This window comes from Marinomonas mediterranea MMB-1 (genome assembly GCF_000192865.1).
GTDB classification, from domain to species: Bacteria; Pseudomonadota; Gammaproteobacteria; order Pseudomonadales; family Marinomonadaceae; genus Marinomonas; species Marinomonas mediterranea.
In genome coordinates this window covers 2,964,179-2,983,101 of sequence record NC_015276.1, presented here as the reverse complement: position 1 = coordinate 2,983,101, position 18,923 = coordinate 2,964,179, and the positions used below count along the sequence as shown (strand labels likewise).

The following is an 18,923-nucleotide window of genomic DNA, read 5'->3' as shown; positions in this document are numbered from 1 at the left end:
CCTTACCAAAGAATAGCTTGGTTAGAATGACTTTTATCGATCAAGCTAAAGAGCCGTTAGATCATGATATATACCAAATTCCTATGCTAATTCGACCAAGAGATTGTATTGGGTCATTACTATAGTAAGTTTTTAGTCTGCGATTGAGGGAAGGGTATGATCAACGATAACGTGATTGCGTACGCACCAGATAAAGATCAGCGCACGGCGTTACAGGCCAATGCTAAGACATTAGAGGCTTATTTATCATGGTGCGAAGTGGTCATACGTACTCGCATGCAGCTGTATTTTTTAGAAGAGTGTTCCCATAGTGATATAAAAGTCCATGAACCGCCAAATCATCATAGTGACTGGTCAGCCCTTGCAACCTATATACGACGTCAGCATTTAGACTTTCGTTCGCAGTTATTGTTGATATTGGCGCTAGTCCCCTATGTTAAGCCTCAGGTTTTTGATGTGTTTTTGTCGCGCAATGAAGGAACGGATCGACCTTATACTGAGTTTGGTTGTGTCGAGTATCAAGGGATGTATGTCGCAACAGGGGAAACGTTGGCGTTTCTTTTGGGTGGGAGCTCGGTTGAGACAAAACTTGAAATCCAGAGCTTTCTTACTAATAAGAAAGAAAAAAGCAGCGTTCGTGGAGACGATGAACACGTATTGCTTTCACTTATGACCGTGGAATCAGAGCGGCATGTGAACCCACTCAAAGACACCTTGATTCTGGCTCCAGAGCACGTTCCCCGATTTACAACGGGGCAAGCCTATAAAGTCGCGTTGGGGAGTGATTTCCCCGCTCAAATTATTGAATCGACGTTGTCCTTAGAGGATGTCTATTTGCCTGAAGATACTTTGGAGCAGTTGGCGGACATCAAAGACTGGGTAAACTTTGGCTCCATTTTACAGCACGATTGGAATATGAAAGATAAGATTCGAGTGGGTTTCCGTGCTTTGTTCTATGGTCCTCCCGGCACGGGTAAGACGATCTCGGTGACTGCGCTCGGAAATACGTTAGGCAAAAACGTCTACAAGGTTGACCTGTCTAGAGTGCATTCAAAATACATCGGAGAGACAGAAAAGAACCTAGAGAAAGTGTTTCGTTTCGCCGAGCAAAATGAAGCATTGCTTTTTTTTGATGAGGCGGATGCGGTATTTGGGCAGCGCACACAGACAACCAATTCGAATGACCAATATGCAAATCAGCATGTGTCTTATTTGCTTCAGCGGATCGAGCGATTCGATGGGTTGGTTGTCCTTGCTTCAAACTACAAAGAAAACTTCGATGATGCCTTCTTTCGACGTTTCGAGTCCGTTGTTCACTTTTCGCTGCCAAACAGCGAGCAGCGTCTGCGACTTTGGAAAGAAGGGTTTTCGGATAAAGCGCCGCTTGATGACGACATTAATTTTAATGATATTGCTATTCAGTACCCGCTTTCTGCTGCTCATATTATGAATGTGATTCGCCACGTTTCATTGCGTTCATTGGCAAAAGGTGGCATCGCGATTCGTTATCAAGATGTACTAAACGGCATAGAGCGAGAGCAAGGGCGAAAGGTTTCCCCAAGATGGTGAGCATCTCAGGTGGCAAGGGTAACGACGACTTTGGCAGATATTCATAGCATTTTACAAAACTCAAAATTGAAAAATACCGGAAGACCCTAATCTTTACCAAGTGCGCAAGAATAAATGCCAACTGAGCCGTAGAAACTTCCAAGTTGGTAAAAACTATGCTGAGTATAGTTAAACTCGCAAAGTCAGTGAAAGCTAAATATGGACTTTGGTTATCATCTGGTATCTCCCTAATCGTGCATATAGCCCCTTGGCGCGTATTGATAGGTGATCCAGGGAACTAAAACACGACTTAACGAGGTTGCTGGAATGGCGAATTTAAAAGCTCAAACGGAAAATGCAAAAGCGAATGCGAAAGGTTTTGTGGCTGATGGTGTCGTTACTTACGATGTCGCGAAAGACTATAAAAGTCAGGGTTACGAGTTTTGTATGCGTACTATAAAGCTGGATCCTCAAGACGATGACCCAAGTGTCGCGACTGAACGTGAATTGTTTGGCATTATGAGTACAGGCAAGGGAGGTGGCGCTCTCAGTTTAATGCCTCTAGTGGAGGCGGTGACGGAGCAGGAGGCTGCAACTGACGCGGCGAACCTTCTTAAGCGTCTCGAAGTGCTCGGTATACCTTTAAATATTACATTGTGGCTTGATGAAGAAAGCCTAAAAGAGCTGCATAACAGCGATGAAGCGAGAATAAAGACGTATCGAGACGAGTGGACGGACTTTGTTATTAAGGCTGGCTACTCTGCTGGCTACTACAAGGGTGGGTTATGTGATTGCTCTTGTACGTCGACGTCAGACAATGGCTCTACTGTGCTAGAAGCGCCTGAATGCGGCGTAGGTTTAAACGGACATACGTTAAAAACGGTTTCAATCGGAGAGAATTCTGGTACGTGTAAGATTCGCTGGGCCTATCTTTCTTAGACGATCTGTAAATAGTGTTCATTAAAAGTAACAAGCGATCAAAAAGCCACAGATGTCTTCACTGATATGTGTGGCTTTTTATTTCTATTGCCAGGCTTATATAGTGTGGTTTCTATTGCCCGCTAAGTCTTGGGCCGTTTAGTGAAACGAAAGCCCCAGGTCCCCATTCCCATAGTCCCATTCTTTATCCCGCTTTTTTAGTGTTTTTGCCAAGCAATTCGTAGAACGCACCAAGCCAGCTTTTGCAATCTGGTAAAAACTTAGTCGAATATTAGACAGGTTAAGGTGAGGTTAGGGTATGAATAAAATCAAACCAGCAGGAGAATGTTATGGCAGATGGCATTACGGCGAACCTGATGAAAAGTCGCCGCCGTCTTTGCCACTCAGTATTGCGTGGAGTGGTTGGACAGACGTGGCAACGGCACTGAAAGAAAGTGAACAGCTGTCCGCAGGCATGTCTGGAGACCGTTATATCGCATTTGGAGGTGGGGATGTAGCAGGGAGCTTTAATCCCTGTTGCGTAGACGCGGTGACTCGTGCCATCCAGTCTGGAATACTGAAGGATTACGGTTACGATGGCGTTTGTTACTGTCTTCAAGAGGGCGCAGCGGGTTTATCGGATGCACTAGAAGCATCTTTTTCGATTGCACGTCAGAACGGTTTTAAAGTTTTGGTGAGTTGTATACCGCCGTTCTCGTTTGTTGATGCGAACAAGCTGATGTCTAGTCTATTAGCCAGCGACAATATCGATATTTTTTCCCCCCAGCTCTATGAATCCTGGTTTGAACCCTACAACACTTATAGTGTGGTTGAGGGGGATTATGATTTTCAACATTGCAACGCTAAGTTTGTCGTTGATCTGACTTATCCTGAGTTGTATCGAGAAGCGAAGCAATTTTTTAGCGATAAAGGTCGAGAGCCTGAGGGGTATATTCTCAGGTAATCGCTCTATCGAATGGTGTCGTATTTTTTGCCAAATCGTTGCGATATCGGTTCTATCCAATCCCAAGTTACACCAATTTTAAATAAGGATAAGGCGTTACCTTTAATAGGTACTCGAACTGATCAGGATGATAGCAATGACAGATACTACGAATTCAGAAAACTCTGCGGCGGACGTCGACGTTCTGGAAAGCGCGTTACAGCCTGATGACGTCCCTAATGTCGCTTTAAATGCGGTGCCAAACAATCAAACGGCTCCCCAAAGCCTAATGGAAATCAGTGGAGAAGAGGTTACGCCTCCATTGGAACAGTTAGATGAAAGAGCGGATAAGGACGTGGTTCAGCGTCAATCATCCGCTCAAGAGACGACGTTTGTTTATGCGGTTGGCGAGTTAGCGCCTGTTTTTCCAAACCAAGGGTTGCAGCAGACATTTGATGCCGCAGCACGCGTTGTGGGTGTGAGTGAACATGATTATTACGCCGTTTTTAACTATCAGGATCCAACGACCAAAAAACGTCCCTATTTCTATATTGCAGAGCAGGTTCGCTGGGTATTAAGCATTAATAAAAAGAATTGTTATCAGGTATTGCCCCGTTCGCGTGAAGAGCTTTTGAATTTTATTGATGCGTTAAAGCCGTTGTCTGACAGTTTGCAGGAAGTTTTGTCTACTGTAATTGGGGTTGTTGTCGATGATTCGAAATCGGCCACGAGTGGGCTGACTAACGTTATTTGCAATCACTGCTTCAGTCAGACATTGGATGACTTACATAATCAATTAAAGCAGCAAACCGGTGTTGCTACTGCGGCGATACAAGACGTTCTGAAACAATTGGAATTTAGCCCGAATCAGGGGCGTACCGATTTTAATCGCGCTAAAAATTATCTGGCCTTTCGTTATCCTGCCATCTATTTGACGACCCATTCAATGAGCAATGGAAATAGCAGTTCTTCGGCTATTTCGTCGTTCTTTTTGGATAAAGTTACGACCAATTACTCAGATTTAAAATCACCACATACGGTCGTCGATATTGTGTTTCTTTATAAAAGCAAAACGACGAAACAGGAAAAATATTACTACTGCAGTGTGGACGTCACGACCCAGTTTCCTTTTATAAATTCGCCTTTGCAGGCGTTTATGCCTTTAACCCCAATAGCGAGCTGAGTCTTACTGACTGAATATAACAAGGATCAGATGATGAATACGACAAATGATATTTCAGAACAGGTTGGCTTGCATGAGGGTTTAGACAGCGAGGTGATTCAAAGAGCGTGTCACTGCACGACAGCAGGTTGCACATGTGATTCAACACAACCTGTGTATGCGTTGGGGGAGCTCAGGCCATTCTTTCCTTCATTAGATTTACAAAAAGAGTTTGCCGCTGCCGCGTCTTCTTTAAACCTAAAACCGGATGACTATTACGGTGTATTTAGCTATTCGTACACGGATAGCAGTTCAGGACTTTCTTTTCGACCCTATTTGTATTTGGCCGAAAAAGCGTGTTGGGCTTATAGCATTAATAATGTCGATACGTATCTCGTTGTTCCTCGATTTCAAAACGAGTTAGACGCACTCATTGACGCGCTTAATCCCTCAAACTCGCCACAGCAATCGTCTTTAATTGGTGAGCTAGGAGGTCTCGCTCCAGACGGGAAGTGTGATGATCTTCGTCTGCCGATCGTGATTTGTAACCATGTCGAATCCAATTCGACGAAAGACATGGCCCCCATTTCTCTCCAGCTTAATGACGGCGCCTCGAACGAACATCGAGCGATCAATTTTCTTGTGTTTAATTACGCGGCCATCTTACCTAAGGGGCTCGATCTACCAAAAGAGCTTTTGAGCCTAACGTATCAACCATATCAACAAACCGGGCGATCGTTGGTAGAGCTTGTATTGACTTACTATGAACAAGGTGTCGAGGAGTCTTACTCATGCGGAATTGATGTTACTGATCAATACCCGTTTGTTGATTTCCCCCTAAGACGCTATGTCCCAACCAACCCATAATTAAGGAGTCGCAGACATGAATTCAAACAGGCGCGAAGATCAACCTTTTGAAAATGCAGGTGTGGCTCGTTATCGCTCCAAACCTTCTATTGTTATTCAGCGAGAGCCATTTCAATCTGAGATGGAATTAGGCGTCGGTGGGGGACAGACAGATAAAGAGTATGTGTATGTCGTCGGGAGTGTAAATGCCTATTTTCCTAATTTGGGCGTAGAAAAGGAGTTTTACCAAGCCTGTTTACTCACAGGCGTGGACGTCTCAAGCCTCGAAAACATCAATGATGAGGTGTCTTTAGCCCGATTGAATCAAAGTGATAGTTTGAGCGCGACTTTGCATCAGGGTTTTAGTAAGCCTGAAAATGCCTACGTCGCACGTGAAATGAGCTGGGTGTTCAGTAATGTCGATAGCAACGAAGTCTACCGTATTTTTGCTGAATCGGATGAGAGTCTTATGCAGCTGGTGGCGGCATTAGGCGCTAAGCACGAGTCCATAATCATGATAGGTCAGCTAACGGGTAATGGGCATGTTCTTTTAAGTAATTTGATTCCGATTAAATCGACGCCCGTGAGGGCAAGTTTAGGGGCGAAGAGTGGTGATACTGAAATGCTTGCGCTCGCCGAGGAGATTCTTTCTTTAAACGCGAATAACGGCCTAAGCAATCAAGAGCGAGCTTTAAATTATTTGCTCTACAACAACACTAAGATTTACACGGAATCTTATGACTTTTGTTACAAGGCCAATGCCAGTGGTCCCAACCCCAGTGGTTACCAACTTGTGAGTGTGGATTTGTTACTCTCATGGAGCGGCGACCGGCTCGTCTCGAAAGTGGTATTTAACTATCAGGGCATTAATACCGGAGCGAAACAGAGTTGGTACAGCACGGTAGATGTAACGGGCGAATATCCTTTTATGCTGACGGATTGGAAGCGCTTTTTGCCGCAGTACTAAAGGCGTAAATGATTTATTTAAACTGTCATTCTAGATTCATTATTCTTCGTTATCTTGCAGGTGACTTTCGCATAGGGCGAAACTTTCAAGAGGAAGAATGTATGAAATCAATGATTGTTAAAGGCGTGTTGTTGAGTCTATCGCTTACCTCGGTCGCCGTGCTGGCTAATCCAGACGTTACTTCCAGAGAATACAAACTAATGCTGGATACCTCTAAGTTCAACTACGTGACTGAGCAAAGTGATGTCTTGGCGCTTGTGGGGGATGTAGAAAGCGTGGTTGAGTCGGCGATTAATCGAAATGTCAGCGGAACGCCCCAGTTAGAACGTGTTCGCGATGTTCACTTTTACGATACGCCCAATACTTGCCTGTTGAACGACATGGGGTATAGCTTTCGTGAACGTGTCGAGAATGGCATTTCTGAAGTGACACTTAAGTTTCGCAGCCCAGATCGCTACATTTCTGATTATGAAGACGTGTCGTCGTCCACATCTGGTTCAGAGACAAAGCTCGAAGCGGATGTTGGTGCTAATTCAATCAACAATTTCAAGGTTGTCTACGGGCATTCTACGACAGCCCCCAACACTCGTAACATCAATGATATGAAAGACGTTAATGCGCATTTTGATGGTTTCGACCATGACTATAATCTGAGCGATAATTTAGCGCTAAATGCAGTCGGCGGGCTTGATATTTCCGAGCGAGTTTATAAAGACGTGTATATCGACCTTGGATCGTACGACGCCGAAGTGAGTGTGACCTTGTGGTATCGTGATAACCCAGCGACCAATACCACACCATTGGTCGCGGAGGTTTCTTTTAAGTACAAAGATGCGAATGCGGACTACTCTCGTAAGGTTGTGAATCGCGCCAAACAATCGTTTGACGCGATTCGTACATTGACGTCTTGGGTGGACCCGAACTCACTGACAAAAACGCGATTTGTCTATCAATATGATCCAAATTTTTGTCAATAGATAGGCATTGGTTGTTATCGAGCCGTTAAACAAAGAATGGCAAGGCCTCTTTCTTGCCATTCTTTGTTTTGACGTTACGATTCGGTCGACTGTTTTGGGGAAAATAGAGCAACCTGATTTCGCCCGTTATGCTTAGCTTCGTACATTGCATTGTCCGCTTGTTGTACGATTGTTTCGAAGTCCTTATGGTTCGACAAACTTGATACGCCCAAACTCACCGTAACCGTACCTACATGTTGATAGGGAGAATGGCTGAGTATCGTTTGAAAGCGTTCGGCAATGGTCTGAATACGATCTGATTTGGGGTTTATCAGCGTTATCATAAACTCTTCTCCGCCCCACCGAGTTAGAAAATGGCGTTCTGGATAGACCGTGCGCAGCCGCGATGCTATCTCGATTAGAACCCTATCGCCAATATCGTGCCCAAATGTGTCGTTTACGCGTTTAAAGTGATCAACATCGATTAGAAAAACGCAGATGTCATCGTTAGGCTGAAGCTCTCTTAATTTATTTTGAAGGCCACGACGATTATTTATGTCGGTCAAAAAGTCTCTATCGGCCTCTTGCTTTGAGCGCTTAAGATCATTCGCAACCCTATCCAAATGACTTTTAACGTTCTTTTGATAAGGTGCCATGATGTACAACAGAATGCAGGCGGGTCCTAAAATTCCTAATAGTTCGTGACCTCGATCGGTATGCAGTTCCTCTGGGTTCATAAGGAGGTAGGAAATCAAAGGTAATGCGACAATCGCCCACACCAATACAATGTATTTTTTATAGTGTTTAGGCAGCATGATTAGACCGATTGCCAAGGTCGCTATGAAGATGCCTGTGATAGGCGGAAAGCGCTCAATTAAAGTCAGCTGGTCGTTCCACGCTGCCCAGGTGTGAATTAACGACGTTGGGACAAATGTAAGAAGGAACTGAATGATATAGAAGTGGATGACTCTGGAGATTCGCTTAGACGGAGCGCCATGGAAATAGATTAAAAGAGCCGTACCGATAACAACATTTATAGTTGGAAAAATAGAGTCGCCAATAAACTCTGTTCTATGAATATTAAAAAATACAGCGTATCCAACACTGCTCAAAATGGAAGCAATCAATAGGCGGTAAATTGCAGAAACAGTTATTAGGGCTTCTTTTTGTAAGTTATTCATCTACCAACCAATGTGATTTGGATTACTAAAGCCATAAGGCTAGATTTTTGCACGACTGTCATGATCTCTATGCTGTAATTAAAAATGGACTCGTCTTAGTGTCGCTCGCGACGTCGTGCAAAGTTCTCAAGGTAAAGTTTACGCGTTTTGTTGGCCTTAACGTATTAATAATTGTTGGAAAATGTTTATTTTCGATAAGGAAGAGAGGGCTGCTTTGAGTGATTCTCCGCTGAGATTCCGCTATCATCCACGCACTTTAAATCGCTCAGGAGGCTCGTCGGATGGATTACAGCATATTTACGGTTTCACTTCTTATTGGAACAGGTTTCATTGCTGGAATTATAAATACATTGGCGGGCGGCGGTTCAAATCTAACGTTACCTGCTTTAATGGTTATGGGCATGCCAGCGGATATAGCAAACGCAACAAACCGCGTTGGTGTGGTCTTACAAAATTTAGCGGCCACAATCGGCTTTAAAAAAGCAAAGAAAATAGATTCTCAAGATATCCTGCCAGTGATGATTCCGTCATTGTTAGGTGGAGTAGTGGGCGCATTTGCAGCGAGCTATGCGCCAGAAACATGGTTAAAACCGCTACTATTAAGTGCCATGATCGGTATGACCATTATCATGATCGTTAAGCCCGCCATGATAGCGCCGCCAGAAGGAACAATACCATTCAAAGTCTCTGAAAAGCCAAGTGCTTGGTGCGCTTTGTTTGTTGCCGGTGTCTATGGTGGATTTGTTCAAGCGGGCGTTGGGTTTATTTTGATCGCCGCGTTAGCGGGCTCATTGCGTTACGATTTAGTAAGAACCAACGCGTTAAAGATGGTCTGTACCCTAGGTTTTACGGTGTTGGCGCTTGCTGTGTTTATTTGGAATGATCAGGTGCTTTGGGTGCCTGGATTGATCTTGGCTTGCGGTACAATGTGTGGAGCGCATGTCGCAGTGAAACTGGCGATTAAAGCGAACCCTAACCACCTAAAGTGGTTTTTGTTTGTGATGACGGTCTGTGGCAGTGCGGCCGCTATGCTAAGTAATTAAGCATAGCGGACATTAAAATATGGTTTTTAGTTGACTTCTTCTTTGCTTGTCTATAAATTAGCCAAAGCTAGAAAGTTAGCTTCTTTTTTATCAGCTCCATTTCGTTGCGTTACTATTAAGTTCGTCGTCCTGTAGTTTTTAAATTTTTGTCTTTTTTTTGCGCTAATATCGTTTGTCGTCTTAATAAGATGCAAGCAAATCTAATTTTTTTTACAGGATAATTATTATGTCTAACAAAACGACTGGTACAGTTAAGTGGTTCAACGAATCTAAAGGTTTCGGTTTCATCGAGCAAGAGTCTGGTCCAGATGTATTCGCACACTTCAGTGCAATCACTGGTTCTGGCTTCAAAACACTTGCTGAAGGCCAAAAAGTTGAGTTCACAGTAGGTCAAGGCCCTAAAGGTCCTCAGGCTGAAGACATCGTAGCGCTATAATTTCAATAGCCGCTAGACAGAAAGCAAGCTTTTAAGCTTGCTTTTTTTGTGCCTGATTTTTATTAAAGGCAGTCATCAGCGTTGCGACTCACGATATTACGGTTTAGCATAGCGCCCCAGATTTAATACCGTATATTGGAGAGTGGCGTGAGTTCAGATAGAAACGAAGTAACGGCAAAATTAGAAAAAATTCGCACTTCTTGGTTACCTGCATTAACTAAATTATTTGGCGAGCCCGCAATGGAATCTGAATTTGTGGGTTTCGTGGTTGATGATGTTCCTGCCCCTTCTGCTTTGTACGAAGATGCGTCAAAGCCTTACACCTTCAAAATACGTATTCCTGAAAAAAGCCTTGATAACGATGTCATGTTGCTGGCGGATGTTGTGCACGAAAGCTGCCTTGGCCTTTACCCTTGCGGTTGGAATGTCGTTTCAGCAGGCAAAAAAGAAACCGTACTTTCTAAGGGCGTGGCCGTCTATGCGTCTTTGGTTGCCCTTAGATTTGTGTTCGGCGATGATTGCGTGGCGGACTACCTAACGGCGCTTGATGAGAAAGCGCCTGAAAACCTAGAAGCGTTTGAAGCGATCGAATTGTTATTAGAGAAAGATGCGCAGGCGATTATCAAGTTAAGAAACGTTCAGCCCTTTTTAAACAAAGTGACAGCGGATGATTGCCGCACGGCTGGTATCGCATTGGATGAAAGCGAGCTAAACCGCCTGTTAACGCCGTATACCATTTAAAAGCGTAACTCTTAAACGTCAGAAATTAAAAAGTGCAAATTAAAAAGGATAGATTATAGCGAAGTACTCGGTTTTACTTGAACTTTGAAGAAGTGCTTTCCATACTGTGGGGGCACGTCTGAAGGACGTATTCTATTGAATATACACATATAAAGGATGATCAAAATGGCGTTTCCCACCGCAGTAAACTCACAAATAACGGACTCAGTGTCTCAAATACCGACTTATGAAGGTGCGACCGCAGAGTTGTTTGGCGACCTCATCAAATTACTCAGTGTTGCCTCTCAAAAAGGAATATCGACGTCTCATCAAGCTTGCATACTCGTTACCGCCGCAGCGATGAGCGGTGTTGAATTAGAAATACCTGCGCTAGATCAATCGACTGAAACAGCGTAATGTTTGTCTTATTCATATGGATGAATAAGACAATCTAATTGATTAAAGGTAATCATTTAAATGAAAAAAATCCTGCTTGCACTCGGTCTGACAGCAATATTATCGGGTTGCTCAGACAATGAAGTCGGTGATGTGTCACTGGGGTTATTTACTCTTAAAGATATAAAAATATCCAAACTGTATGACGACAAAATCCCCGGTGTTACCTGTCATGTAGCCTCCATTGAGGCCAATTTGAGCTTCTCAGATCCGAGTGATAGTTCGATATCTTGTCGTCAAACAGGCGATATTACGCCTGAAATGATCGCCACAATCGATAAGTCTAAATCGGGCGAAGTGGTCTTTAAGAAGTCGAAAAGTATCTTCTTTAAAACCATGAAAGTGCGCCGTATTTACGATGCTGAAAATCAGACTTTGTTGTATTTATCCTATACAACTAAAGAGACGGAAGGCAGTTTTAAGCATAGCTTGTCTACCGTTCCTCTATGGGATACTAAGGCGTATCAAGAGCCAGTAGCCGTCTCACAATAAAAGGGTGGGTAATTTTCATAAGCACATAGATAAGGTTAGCTTGGTGCCTAGTATTGAGTTTAAAAATGGGATTATTAGAACTTGGTCTGTGATTTTACAAGCATTTACTCAATAAGAGAAAAAGCCAATCTCACATGGGGATTGGCTTTTTCGCATGAGTGCCTTGCTTATATTTTGGTTAGTTCACAATTATAGTGAATCTACGTAAAAATACGCACTGCTATCGCCAGGCATATCAACAGGGCCATGAGTCCCTTGTAAGCTTACACCATTAGATTTCGTCATATCGATATGCCAATAGCTGCCAGCAGGTGGCTGGATAACCGCTCCATTTGGAAGCTGTATAGAATTAGCACCACCTAATGGAATCGTTGTGGTATCTCCTAAGTTCTTAATAACGAGGCTTGTTTCTTCGAATTGAACTGAAATTTCCATGATATTTTCCTTAATAAATATAGTTTGTGTCAACTGACTAAATTTTTCACTCATTCAGCCAGTTGCAAATTAAATATAGATTAAGATGTAAATAATTATCAATTACACGGTGTTACACGAACCACTTTTCTCGTTTTTGTGAGCTTAATGCAAGTTAGAAGTTGAAGGGCGGATGATAGTGAAAGCTCGGACATACGCTTTAAAAATATTCTTTCAATTATTAGCTATGTGTATGAACTCTCAGAGCGGCAACAATTCCTCCACATCACTTGGCTTTTGTTTTGGTTTGTTTGATCAATAAATTACGCATGGTTTGAATAAAGGTTTCTCGGCTTCTGCCACGTCGGCAGATCATTGAGAAAGGGGCTTGATAACCAAATTCGCTTGGTAAAAGAGGTCTTAGTTGGTTCTCTTTTACCATGTTTTGCGCATAGTGCTCTGGTAGATAACCAACGTATTTACCTGAGAGGATAAGGGTTAACTGCGCTTCCATGCTTTCCACCGTTGCCGTACTGTGACCAAACCCTTTTCTCTTCAATTCTGTTGAATTCCAATAGCTTCGAGTAACAAGTCCACATTGAGCGACTTGCTGAACCGAGACTTGTTTTTGTATAAAAAGTGGGTGGCGGTGGCTGCAGTATAGCCAATGTTGTTCTCGATAAAGTTTTTCTTCGACTAGGTTATTCACACTGGATGGGAAGTTTCCGATTGCCATGTCTAAATGATTATTTAAAACGCCCTGTATTTGTTCGTTTGGGCTGCGAATTTGAAGGTTGATATGGACAGCAGGAAAGCGATCATTAAATTGACGAATAATATTGGGCATAGAGAGGGTTTCATCTAAAACAGTGGCGTCTAATACCGCAATTCGAAATGTGCCCCCTAAATCACCTTTGAGCATTTCTGTATGACGCTCTAGATCGTTCATTTCATCTAATAGTTTAATGGCTTGATGAAGAAACTGTTGTCCTTTTTCGGTCAATAGGAACCCTGATCTTCCTCGTTGGCAAAGGGTAAAGCCCACATAAGCTTCCAGTTCACTCATGTAATTGCTGATTGCAGATGTTGATAGATTAAGGTCTTGTTGTGCGCCGGAATAGCCTTGATGTTTGACAACAGATGCAAACACCTCAAGTAAGCGAATATTAATGTGCTTGTCAGGTTTCATCATTTCCTCTGTGTTAGGCAAAGATAATACTTCAGTAATTCCTGAAGTGATTATTTGTGATTTGCTATTTAACGGTCAAGTCTTGTTTTCTACTATCGAATGAAAGGTGAGATACCGTAACAGAAAAAGACGAGGGGTTATGTCCATAGAAAAGCCATTACATCAGCCGCAAAGTGGGAATGATATGCCGCGCTTTGGTGGCCGAGCCACTATGATGAGGTTGCCTTTTGTAGAGCAATTGGAAGAGTTAGATGCTGCGTTCATTGGGATCCCATTAGACATCGGCACGTCGCAACGTGCGGGTACTCGTTATGGTCCTCGTCAAATTCGAGCCGAATCCGTCATGATTCGCCCTTATAATATGGCAACAGGTGCAGCTCCTTTTGACTCGTTGAGTGTCGGCGATATCGGCGATGTTCCTATCAATACTTATAATCTATTAAAATCAGTTGAAATCATTGAAGATTACTATACTCAACTAAATCAATATCCCTTGGTTCCTTTAACCCTCGGTGGTGACCACACGTTAACACTGCCAATTCTAAGAGCGATCAAAAAAAAGCATGGCCCAGTGGCTTTGATTCATGTCGATGCACATACCGATACCAACGACAATATGTTTGGCGAAAAAATAGCCCACGGCACAACATTTAGACGCGCTGTTGAAGAAGGGCTATTGGATTGTGACCATGTTTTTCAAATAGGGCAACGTGCGCAAGGCTATTCCGCAGAAGACTTTAAGTGGGGTGAAAACCAAGGTTTTCAGCTCATCACAGCTGAACAATGTTGGCATAAATCTTTAGACCCTCTAATGCATGAAATAAGGCAAAAAATAGGTGATAGGCCAGTTTATCTTTCTTTTGATATCGATGGCATTGATCCTGCTTGGGCTCCGGGTACCGGGACACCTGAAGTGGGTGGACTAACCTCGATCCAAGGCCTTGAGATAGTGCGAGGCTGTAAAGGCTTAAACCTTGTCGGAGGTGATCTGGTAGAAGTATCGCCACCCTATGATGTCAGTGGCAACACGTCTCAGCTGGCGGCTAATTATCTTTATGAAATGTTATGTGTCTTACCGGGTGTGACCTACCGATAAAGCATTTAAGAGAGAATCACTCAATGCAGTTAGAATTGTTTAGAACCCTTTGGGGGGTGACATCGCCATTAGATGAGATAACCCCAAAGTTAAAAGAAGTCGGTTTTCAAGGAGTGGAAGCTCGCATTCCTCTTACTATTGAGGAACGTACAGTGTTTAAAGAAGGGTTGAAGCGTAACGAGTTGGATTATATTGCAATTCTCTTTACGGGTGGGGATGTTATCCCTGATCAGTCGGAAACTCCTCAACAGCATTTGCAGCGTATGGCGACCCTGATTGAATACGCAGGTGAGCTTGAGGCAAAGTTTATTAATGTGTTGCCGGGTAATGATCGTTGGCCTATCTCCGAGCAGGTAGACTTTTTTGGGCACGCTCAAGCGCTATCTGATAAAGCAGGTATTGTTTGCAGTTTTGAAACGCACCGTGGGACCTCTCTTTATAGTCCTTGGCTTACTTTAGACCTGATTCGTCAACTTCCAGAACTCAAGTTCACCATGGACATCAGCCATTGGATTTTAGTGTGTGAAAGGTTGCTGAATCGACCTGAAGATGATTTATTCGAATATTTAAAACGCGTGTTTCATATACAGGCACGAGTAGGGTACGACCAAGGTGCTCAAGTCCCTCATCCAGCAGCGCCTGAATATCAAGAAGCTTTAAAGTTTCATCAATCTCTGTGGGAATCAGTCTGGCAACATCATAAAGACGAAGGTCGTACTTCGACCACTATGACCACGGAGTTTGGACCGGACGGCTATCTACACCATTTACCCTTTACGAACGTTCCTGTTGCTGATCTATGGTCGTTAAACGATTGGATAGCGACAGAAGAGCAAGCCCATTTTAAACACTTTATTGAAAACTCTGTTTAGTGACGCTTTATTAAAACTTATCGCCTTAAACAGTCCTAAGGAGTCGTTATGAGTTCACATCAACAAGCCTTTACCCGCATTCCAGTGGTCAATGTGAGTGGTTTATTTAGCGCTTCACTTGAAGAGCGTATGTCCGTTGCAACTGAAATGGGCAAAGCGGCGAGTGAAGTTGGCTTTTTATATGTCACTGGGCATGGAATCCCTGCTGATAAAATTCAGGGACTTCGTAATGCTGCAAAACGATTTTTCGCGCAATCTACCTATGAAAAAATGCAGTATTACATCGGTTCGTCTAAAACGCACAAAGGCTTTGTGCCTGAAGGTGAGGAAATCTATGGGACGGGCAAGCCTGATAAAAAAGAAGCTTTTGATATTGGCTTTCCAGCGCCCGAAGATCACCCGTATGTGGTGAATAAAACACCATTAATTGGCGCCAACGATTGGCCAACGCTCGATGGCTTTAAAGTCCCTGCGTTGGATTATTATGACGCCGTTTTTGCACTGGGTCGTAAATTATTTTCTGGCTTCGCTTTAGCCTTGTCTCTAGAAGAAGATTACTTTGAGTCCATGGTGACATGTCCGCCTTCTAAGTTGCGCCTTATTCATTATCCGTTTGACGCAGATGCAGAAGATCGTCCTGGTATTGGCGCCCACACAGACTACGAGTGTTTCACTATGCTGCTGTCGGATAAACCGGGCTTAGAGGTTATGAATGAAGACGGTGTTTGGGTCGATGCACCTCCTCTTAAAGAAGGTGATGAAGAAGCATTAGTGATTAATATTGGGGACATGCTGGAAGTGCTAACGGCTGGACAGTTTATCGCCACTTCTCATCGAGTTCGTAAGGTCGCAGAAGAACGCTATTCTTTTCCTCTATTTTTCGCCTGCGATTACCACACTCTTATTAAACCATTGCCGCAATTTGATAAAGGGACGACGGAATACAAGGAGTTGAGCATTGGCGACCATATGTACAGTCAAGCTTTGCAAACTTATCGCTATTTGCGCGAAAAAGTGGGTAAAGGTGAGCTGTCATTACCAGAAAGAGCAACGGATGTTGCGACGTTTGGACACATGAAAAAACATAATAATTAGAACGGCTTAGAAAAACGAAAAATTTAAAATACACAAAAGCGAACAAAAGATTATTGAGGAACAAAGCGTATGAAACAATTGACAGGTAAATGTATTTCAGTATTTTCCGCCTTAAGTGCCGGGGTTTTGGCTCAAACTGCCGTAGCTGGGACCTTGACTGAGGGCAAATTGATCATCGGTATGGAAATCACCTACCCACCGTTTGAGTCCTATGATGGTGATGAAGTGGTTGGCTTTGATCCAGAACTCACGGCTTTGCTTGCTGCGAAAATGGGGGTAGAAGAAAGCTTTAGTGACAATAAATTTACCGGACTTATTTTGGGGCTTGGTGCAAATAAATTTGATGCGGTTATTTCGGGTATGTACATCAAGGATGAACGTTTAAAACAAGCCGATGCCGTACCTTATGCCCGTACTGGTGCGTCTATCATGGTGCCAAAAAACAGCAAAATCATGCCTAAAACAGATAAAGAGTTATGTGGCGTAAAGGTTGGCCTTCAGCAGGGGACGTCTTGGGTTAAGGCCTTTAAAAATTTATCTGATAGCTATTGTGTTCCAAATGGCCTAAAACCTGTAGTAGTGCAAGAGTTCCCATCGGCTCCGGAAGCCACGCAAGCCATGTTGTCAGGTAACGTTGAGGCTCAAGTTGAAATTGCAGGCGCTGCAAAAATGTTTATTCAACGTACAAAAGGTCGTATCCAAGTAAGTTCTACAGATTTGATTTACCCAAATACGCTGGGGATTTATGTGAAAAAAGGCAATGCTGAATTAAAAAGCGCTTTTGAAAAGGCAATGGCAGAAATTAAGGCGGACGGTTCCTACATGAAGTTAATAGAGAAATACGAACTGTCTCCTGTTAATTAAGGCGAAATAACAAAGGTAGGGGATCTTCTTTTTTCCTTTGCCTCAGTGACCTCCCTGCAGCGCTGTGTCACCTCTTACATGAAGTGTCACAGCGGTTTTTTTATTAAGCCTAAAACCAAAGCCTTGGAGATAATATGAGCTTAGATTGGGAATACTTCTTTTCACTGTTTACCATGTCTGCGTTTTACCGCGCCTGTGTCACCGTTGTTGTGCTCAGTACGTCGGCTTGGTTTTTGGGTTTGTTATTGGGCTTTTTGGTCGCCTGCGCAAAAATGTCGACAACACGTTGGTTAACGATTCCGTCGGGTATTTTTATCTGGTTTTTTCGCAGTGTTCCTCTTTTAGTGGTATTGGTCTTTGTCTATAACATGCCGCAATTGTTTCCCTCCACGGGGCCTTATCTTGGCGTTCCATTTATTGCCGGTTTGGTGAGTCTCGTCATTACAGAGGCGGCGTATATGGCGGAAATTCATCGCACAGGCTTATTATCCATTGGGAAAGGGCAGCGCGAAGCCGGGCATGCGTTAAGTATTGGTTTTCTTGGTGTTCAGCGTTTGATCGTCATTCCTCAAGCGTTGCGGATTTCGATGCCAGCATTAATTAATGAGTACGTGACCGTTATTAAATTAAGCTCTTTAGTATCGGCTATTTCTTTATCTGAAATACTGCAAACGGGCCAGCGTTTGTATTCACAAAATTTCTTGGTTATGGAAACACTGCTTGCTGTTGCGGTTTATTACGTCGGTATTGTGACCATTTTTGGTTCTGTATTGCAGTGGATTGAACGCAGAATGGACGTTCCATCACGTAAGCCTGAAACACTGTCAGAATCAGAGTGTGAAAAACTACGACAGCAGGCCCTTCCTATGCCCGTTCGACAAGCCACCGAGTCTAAAGGGCTACCTCCTGCTCTGCAGTTAAAGAAAATCAGTAAAAAATTTGGTGAGAATGAAGTACTTAAAGGGGTGGATATTAACATCGGCATAGGTGAAGTGATTAGCATCATTGGGCCATCCGGTTCAGGTAAAACGACCTTGATTCGAACGGTTAATAGACTTGAAACACTTAATGGTGGCGAAGTGGTGTTGTTTGGGGAAGACTTTATTCAAAGCAATCACTCATTAAGCATTAAGAAAACCCGCGCTGGTATGAAGCGCATCGGCATGGTGTTTCAGAGCTTTAATTTGTTTCCGCATAAAACCGCATTAGAAAATATTATGCTGGCGCCTCGTTATCACGGTGCGCCAAGTGATGTAAATGTTAATCGTAAACAAGCGTTGTATTTATTAGATCGTGTTGGCTTGTTAGCGCATGCAAATAAATATCCGCATCAGTTATCGGGCGGACAACAGCAGCGAGTAGCGATTGCCAGAACATTGGCTTTGTCGCCTGATATTATGTTGTTCGATGAACCAACTTCTGCGCTTGATCCTGAGATGGTCGGGGAAGTGTTGAAGGTGATTCAAGACCTAGCAAAAGAAGGGATGACATTGGTGATTGTGACTCATGAGATGGATTTTGCCATGTCTGTTTCTGATCGTGTTGTGATGATGGAGCACGGCGTTATTCAGGCGGATGCAAAACCGTATGATATTGAGAGCGCAGATACTGATGTGCCAGAACTGTTACGAATGAGGGCTTTTATGGGCATAGACAATACAGAAGTAAGCTCTCGTCTTTCTTAAATGCGAAGGCATCGTAATATAAGATAAGGAGCAACGAACC

General features: G+C 43.4%; 20 protein-coding genes. 17 read left to right on the top strand and 3 right to left on the bottom strand.

Features of this window, described 5'->3' with window-relative positions:
• The first annotated feature begins 156 nt into the window (after nt 1–156).
• The 7 genes from MARME_RS13630 (at nt 157) to MARME_RS13600 (ending at nt 7,361) form a co-directional block, all read left to right on the top strand.
• Nucleotides 157–1,569 (top strand): ATP-binding protein, encoded by a 1,413-nt coding sequence (locus tag MARME_RS13630; RefSeq protein ID WP_013661844.1) that lies wholly within the window; start codon nt 157–159, stop codon nt 1,567–1,569.
• A 306-nt stretch (nt 1,570–1,875) separates the two neighbouring features.
• Nucleotides 1,876–2,487 (top strand): hypothetical protein, encoded by a 612-nt coding sequence (locus MARME_RS13625; RefSeq protein WP_013661843.1) that lies wholly within the window; start codon nt 1,876–1,878, stop codon nt 2,485–2,487.
• Nucleotides 2,488–2,785: 298 nt separating this feature from the next.
• Nucleotides 2,786–3,430 carry a hypothetical protein gene (locus MARME_RS13620; protein ID WP_041647936.1) on the top strand — a complete coding sequence of 215 codons (645 nt, stop codon included), beginning with the start codon at nt 2,786–2,788 and terminating at the stop codon, nt 3,428–3,430.
• A 136-nt stretch (nt 3,431–3,566) separates the two neighbouring features.
• On the top strand, nt 3,567–4,592 hold the full coding sequence (locus MARME_RS13615) for a cyanobactin maturation protease PatG family protein (protein WP_013661842.1): 1,026 nt from the start codon (nt 3,567–3,569) through the stop codon (nt 4,590–4,592).
• A 33-nt stretch (nt 4,593–4,625) separates the two neighbouring features.
• Nucleotides 4,626–5,438 carry a cyanobactin maturation protease PatG family protein gene (locus tag MARME_RS13610; protein ID WP_013661841.1) on the top strand — a complete coding sequence of 271 codons (813 nt, stop codon included), beginning with the start codon at nt 4,626–4,628 and terminating at the stop codon, nt 5,436–5,438.
• A 16-nt stretch (nt 5,439–5,454) separates the two neighbouring features.
• On the top strand, nt 5,455–6,384 hold the full coding sequence (locus MARME_RS13605; protein ID WP_013661840.1) for a cyanobactin maturation protease PatG family protein: 930 nt from the start codon (nt 5,455–5,457) through the stop codon (nt 6,382–6,384).
• Between the two features lie 101 nt (nt 6,385–6,485).
• On the top strand, nt 6,486–7,361 hold the full coding sequence (locus tag MARME_RS13600) for a hypothetical protein (protein WP_041648702.1): 876 nt from the start codon (nt 6,486–6,488) through the stop codon (nt 7,359–7,361).
• Between the two features lie 74 nt (nt 7,362–7,435).
• On the opposite strand, the gene MARME_RS13595 is transcribed toward MARME_RS13600, so the two are convergent.
• Nucleotides 7,436–8,521, bottom strand: a complete 1,086-nt coding sequence (locus MARME_RS13595; protein ID WP_013661838.1) for a GGDEF domain-containing protein — start codon at nt 8,519–8,521, stop codon at nt 7,436–7,438.
• 281 nt (nt 8,522–8,802) lie between these two features.
• On the opposite strand from MARME_RS13595, the gene MARME_RS13590 reads away from it, so the two are divergent.
• From MARME_RS13590 to MARME_RS13570, 5 genes are all read left to right on the top strand, one after another.
• Nucleotides 8,803–9,564 (top strand): sulfite exporter TauE/SafE family protein, encoded by a 762-nt coding sequence (locus tag MARME_RS13590; protein ID WP_013661837.1) that lies wholly within the window; start codon nt 8,803–8,805, stop codon nt 9,562–9,564.
• A gap of 226 nt (nt 9,565–9,790) precedes the next feature.
• The gene (locus tag MARME_RS13585) at nt 9,791–10,000 is read left to right on the top strand and encodes a cold-shock protein (protein ID WP_013661836.1); all 210 of its coding nucleotides are present in this window, start codon (nt 9,791–9,793) and stop codon (nt 9,998–10,000) included.
• 147 nt (nt 10,001–10,147) lie between these two features.
• The gene (locus MARME_RS13580; RefSeq protein WP_013661835.1) at nt 10,148–10,741 is read left to right on the top strand and encodes a hypothetical protein; all 594 of its coding nucleotides are present in this window, start codon (nt 10,148–10,150) and stop codon (nt 10,739–10,741) included.
• 165 nt (nt 10,742–10,906) lie between these two features.
• A complete protein-coding gene (locus MARME_RS13575) occupies nt 10,907–11,137 on the top strand; it encodes a hypothetical protein (protein WP_013661834.1) in 231 nt (76 codons plus the stop codon).
• Nucleotides 11,138–11,197: 60 nt separating this feature from the next.
• Entirely contained in the window at nt 11,198–11,668 is a 471-nt protein-coding gene (locus tag MARME_RS13570; protein ID WP_013661833.1) for a CreA family protein, read from the top strand.
• Between the two features lie 189 nt (nt 11,669–11,857).
• Here MARME_RS13570 and MARME_RS13565 read toward each other — a convergent pair whose 3' ends face one another.
• Together MARME_RS13565 and MARME_RS13560 are read right to left on the bottom strand one after the other, a co-directional pair.
• Nucleotides 11,858–12,103, bottom strand: coding sequence for a hypothetical protein (locus MARME_RS13565; protein WP_013661832.1), 246 nt, complete (start codon nt 12,101–12,103; stop codon nt 11,858–11,860).
• 265 nt (nt 12,104–12,368) lie between these two features.
• A complete protein-coding gene (locus MARME_RS13560; protein WP_013661831.1) occupies nt 12,369–13,271 on the bottom strand; it encodes a LysR family transcriptional regulator in 903 nt (300 codons plus the stop codon).
• 139 nt (nt 13,272–13,410) lie between these two features.
• Between MARME_RS13560 and speB the strand changes: the two genes are divergently transcribed.
• The 5 genes from speB (at nt 13,411) to MARME_RS13535 (ending at nt 18,883) form a co-directional block, all read left to right on the top strand.
• Entirely contained in the window at nt 13,411–14,367 is a 957-nt protein-coding gene (gene speB / locus MARME_RS13555; protein WP_013661830.1) for an agmatinase, read from the top strand.
• Between the two features lie 23 nt (nt 14,368–14,390).
• Nucleotides 14,391–15,239 (top strand): sugar phosphate isomerase/epimerase family protein, encoded by an 849-nt coding sequence (locus tag MARME_RS13550; RefSeq protein WP_013661829.1) that lies wholly within the window; start codon nt 14,391–14,393, stop codon nt 15,237–15,239.
• 48 nt (nt 15,240–15,287) lie between these two features.
• Nucleotides 15,288–16,334 (top strand): isopenicillin N synthase family dioxygenase, encoded by a 1,047-nt coding sequence (locus tag MARME_RS13545; protein WP_013661828.1) that lies wholly within the window; start codon nt 15,288–15,290, stop codon nt 16,332–16,334.
• A gap of 69 nt (nt 16,335–16,403) precedes the next feature.
• On the top strand, nt 16,404–17,198 hold the full coding sequence (locus MARME_RS13540; RefSeq protein WP_013661827.1) for an ABC transporter substrate-binding protein: 795 nt from the start codon (nt 16,404–16,406) through the stop codon (nt 17,196–17,198).
• A 134-nt stretch (nt 17,199–17,332) separates the two neighbouring features.
• Nucleotides 17,333–18,883: an amino acid ABC transporter permease/ATP-binding protein gene (locus MARME_RS13535; protein ID WP_013661826.1), complete on the top strand. Its 1,551-nt coding sequence runs from the start codon at nt 17,333–17,335 to the stop codon at nt 18,881–18,883.
• The last annotated feature ends 40 nt before the right edge of the window (nt 18,884–18,923 follow it).

Excerpts from the sequence above, each read along its gene's own strand:
- MARME_RS13630 (WP_013661844.1), top strand. The coding sequence starts at position 157 with ATGATCAACGATAACGTGATTGCGTACGCACCAGATAAAGATCAGCGC.
- MARME_RS13625 (WP_013661843.1), top strand. The coding sequence starts at position 1,876 with ATGGCGAATTTAAAAGCTCAAACGGAAAATGCAAAAGCGAATGCGAAA.
- MARME_RS13620 (WP_041647936.1), top strand. The coding sequence starts at position 2,786 with ATGAATAAAATCAAACCAGCAGGAGAATGTTATGGCAGATGGCATTAC.
- MARME_RS13615 (WP_013661842.1), top strand. The coding sequence starts at position 3,567 with ATGACAGATACTACGAATTCAGAAAACTCTGCGGCGGACGTCGACGTT.
- MARME_RS13610 (WP_013661841.1), top strand. The coding sequence starts at position 4,626 with ATGAATACGACAAATGATATTTCAGAACAGGTTGGCTTGCATGAGGGT.
- MARME_RS13605 (WP_013661840.1), top strand. The coding sequence starts at position 5,455 with ATGAATTCAAACAGGCGCGAAGATCAACCTTTTGAAAATGCAGGTGTG.
- MARME_RS13600 (WP_041648702.1), top strand. The coding sequence starts at position 6,486 with ATGAAATCAATGATTGTTAAAGGCGTGTTGTTGAGTCTATCGCTTACC.
- MARME_RS13595 (WP_013661838.1), bottom strand. The coding sequence starts at position 8,521 with ATGAATAACTTACAAAAAGAAGCCCTAATAACTGTTTCTGCAATTTAC.
- MARME_RS13590 (WP_013661837.1), top strand. The coding sequence starts at position 8,803 with ATGGATTACAGCATATTTACGGTTTCACTTCTTATTGGAACAGGTTTC.
- MARME_RS13585 (WP_013661836.1), top strand. The coding sequence starts at position 9,791 with ATGTCTAACAAAACGACTGGTACAGTTAAGTGGTTCAACGAATCTAAA.
- MARME_RS13575 (WP_013661834.1), top strand. The coding sequence starts at position 10,907 with ATGGCGTTTCCCACCGCAGTAAACTCACAAATAACGGACTCAGTGTCT.
- MARME_RS13570 (WP_013661833.1), top strand. The coding sequence starts at position 11,198 with ATGAAAAAAATCCTGCTTGCACTCGGTCTGACAGCAATATTATCGGGT.
- MARME_RS13565 (WP_013661832.1), bottom strand. The coding sequence starts at position 12,103 with ATGGAAATTTCAGTTCAATTCGAAGAAACAAGCCTCGTTATTAAGAAC.
- MARME_RS13560 (WP_013661831.1), bottom strand. The coding sequence starts at position 13,271 with ATGAAACCTGACAAGCACATTAATATTCGCTTACTTGAGGTGTTTGCA.
- speB (WP_013661830.1), top strand. The coding sequence starts at position 13,411 with ATGTCCATAGAAAAGCCATTACATCAGCCGCAAAGTGGGAATGATATG.
- MARME_RS13550 (WP_013661829.1), top strand. The coding sequence starts at position 14,391 with ATGCAGTTAGAATTGTTTAGAACCCTTTGGGGGGTGACATCGCCATTA.
- MARME_RS13545 (WP_013661828.1), top strand. The coding sequence starts at position 15,288 with ATGAGTTCACATCAACAAGCCTTTACCCGCATTCCAGTGGTCAATGTG.
- MARME_RS13540 (WP_013661827.1), top strand. The coding sequence starts at position 16,404 with ATGAAACAATTGACAGGTAAATGTATTTCAGTATTTTCCGCCTTAAGT.
- MARME_RS13535 (WP_013661826.1), top strand. The coding sequence starts at position 17,333 with ATGAGCTTAGATTGGGAATACTTCTTTTCACTGTTTACCATGTCTGCG.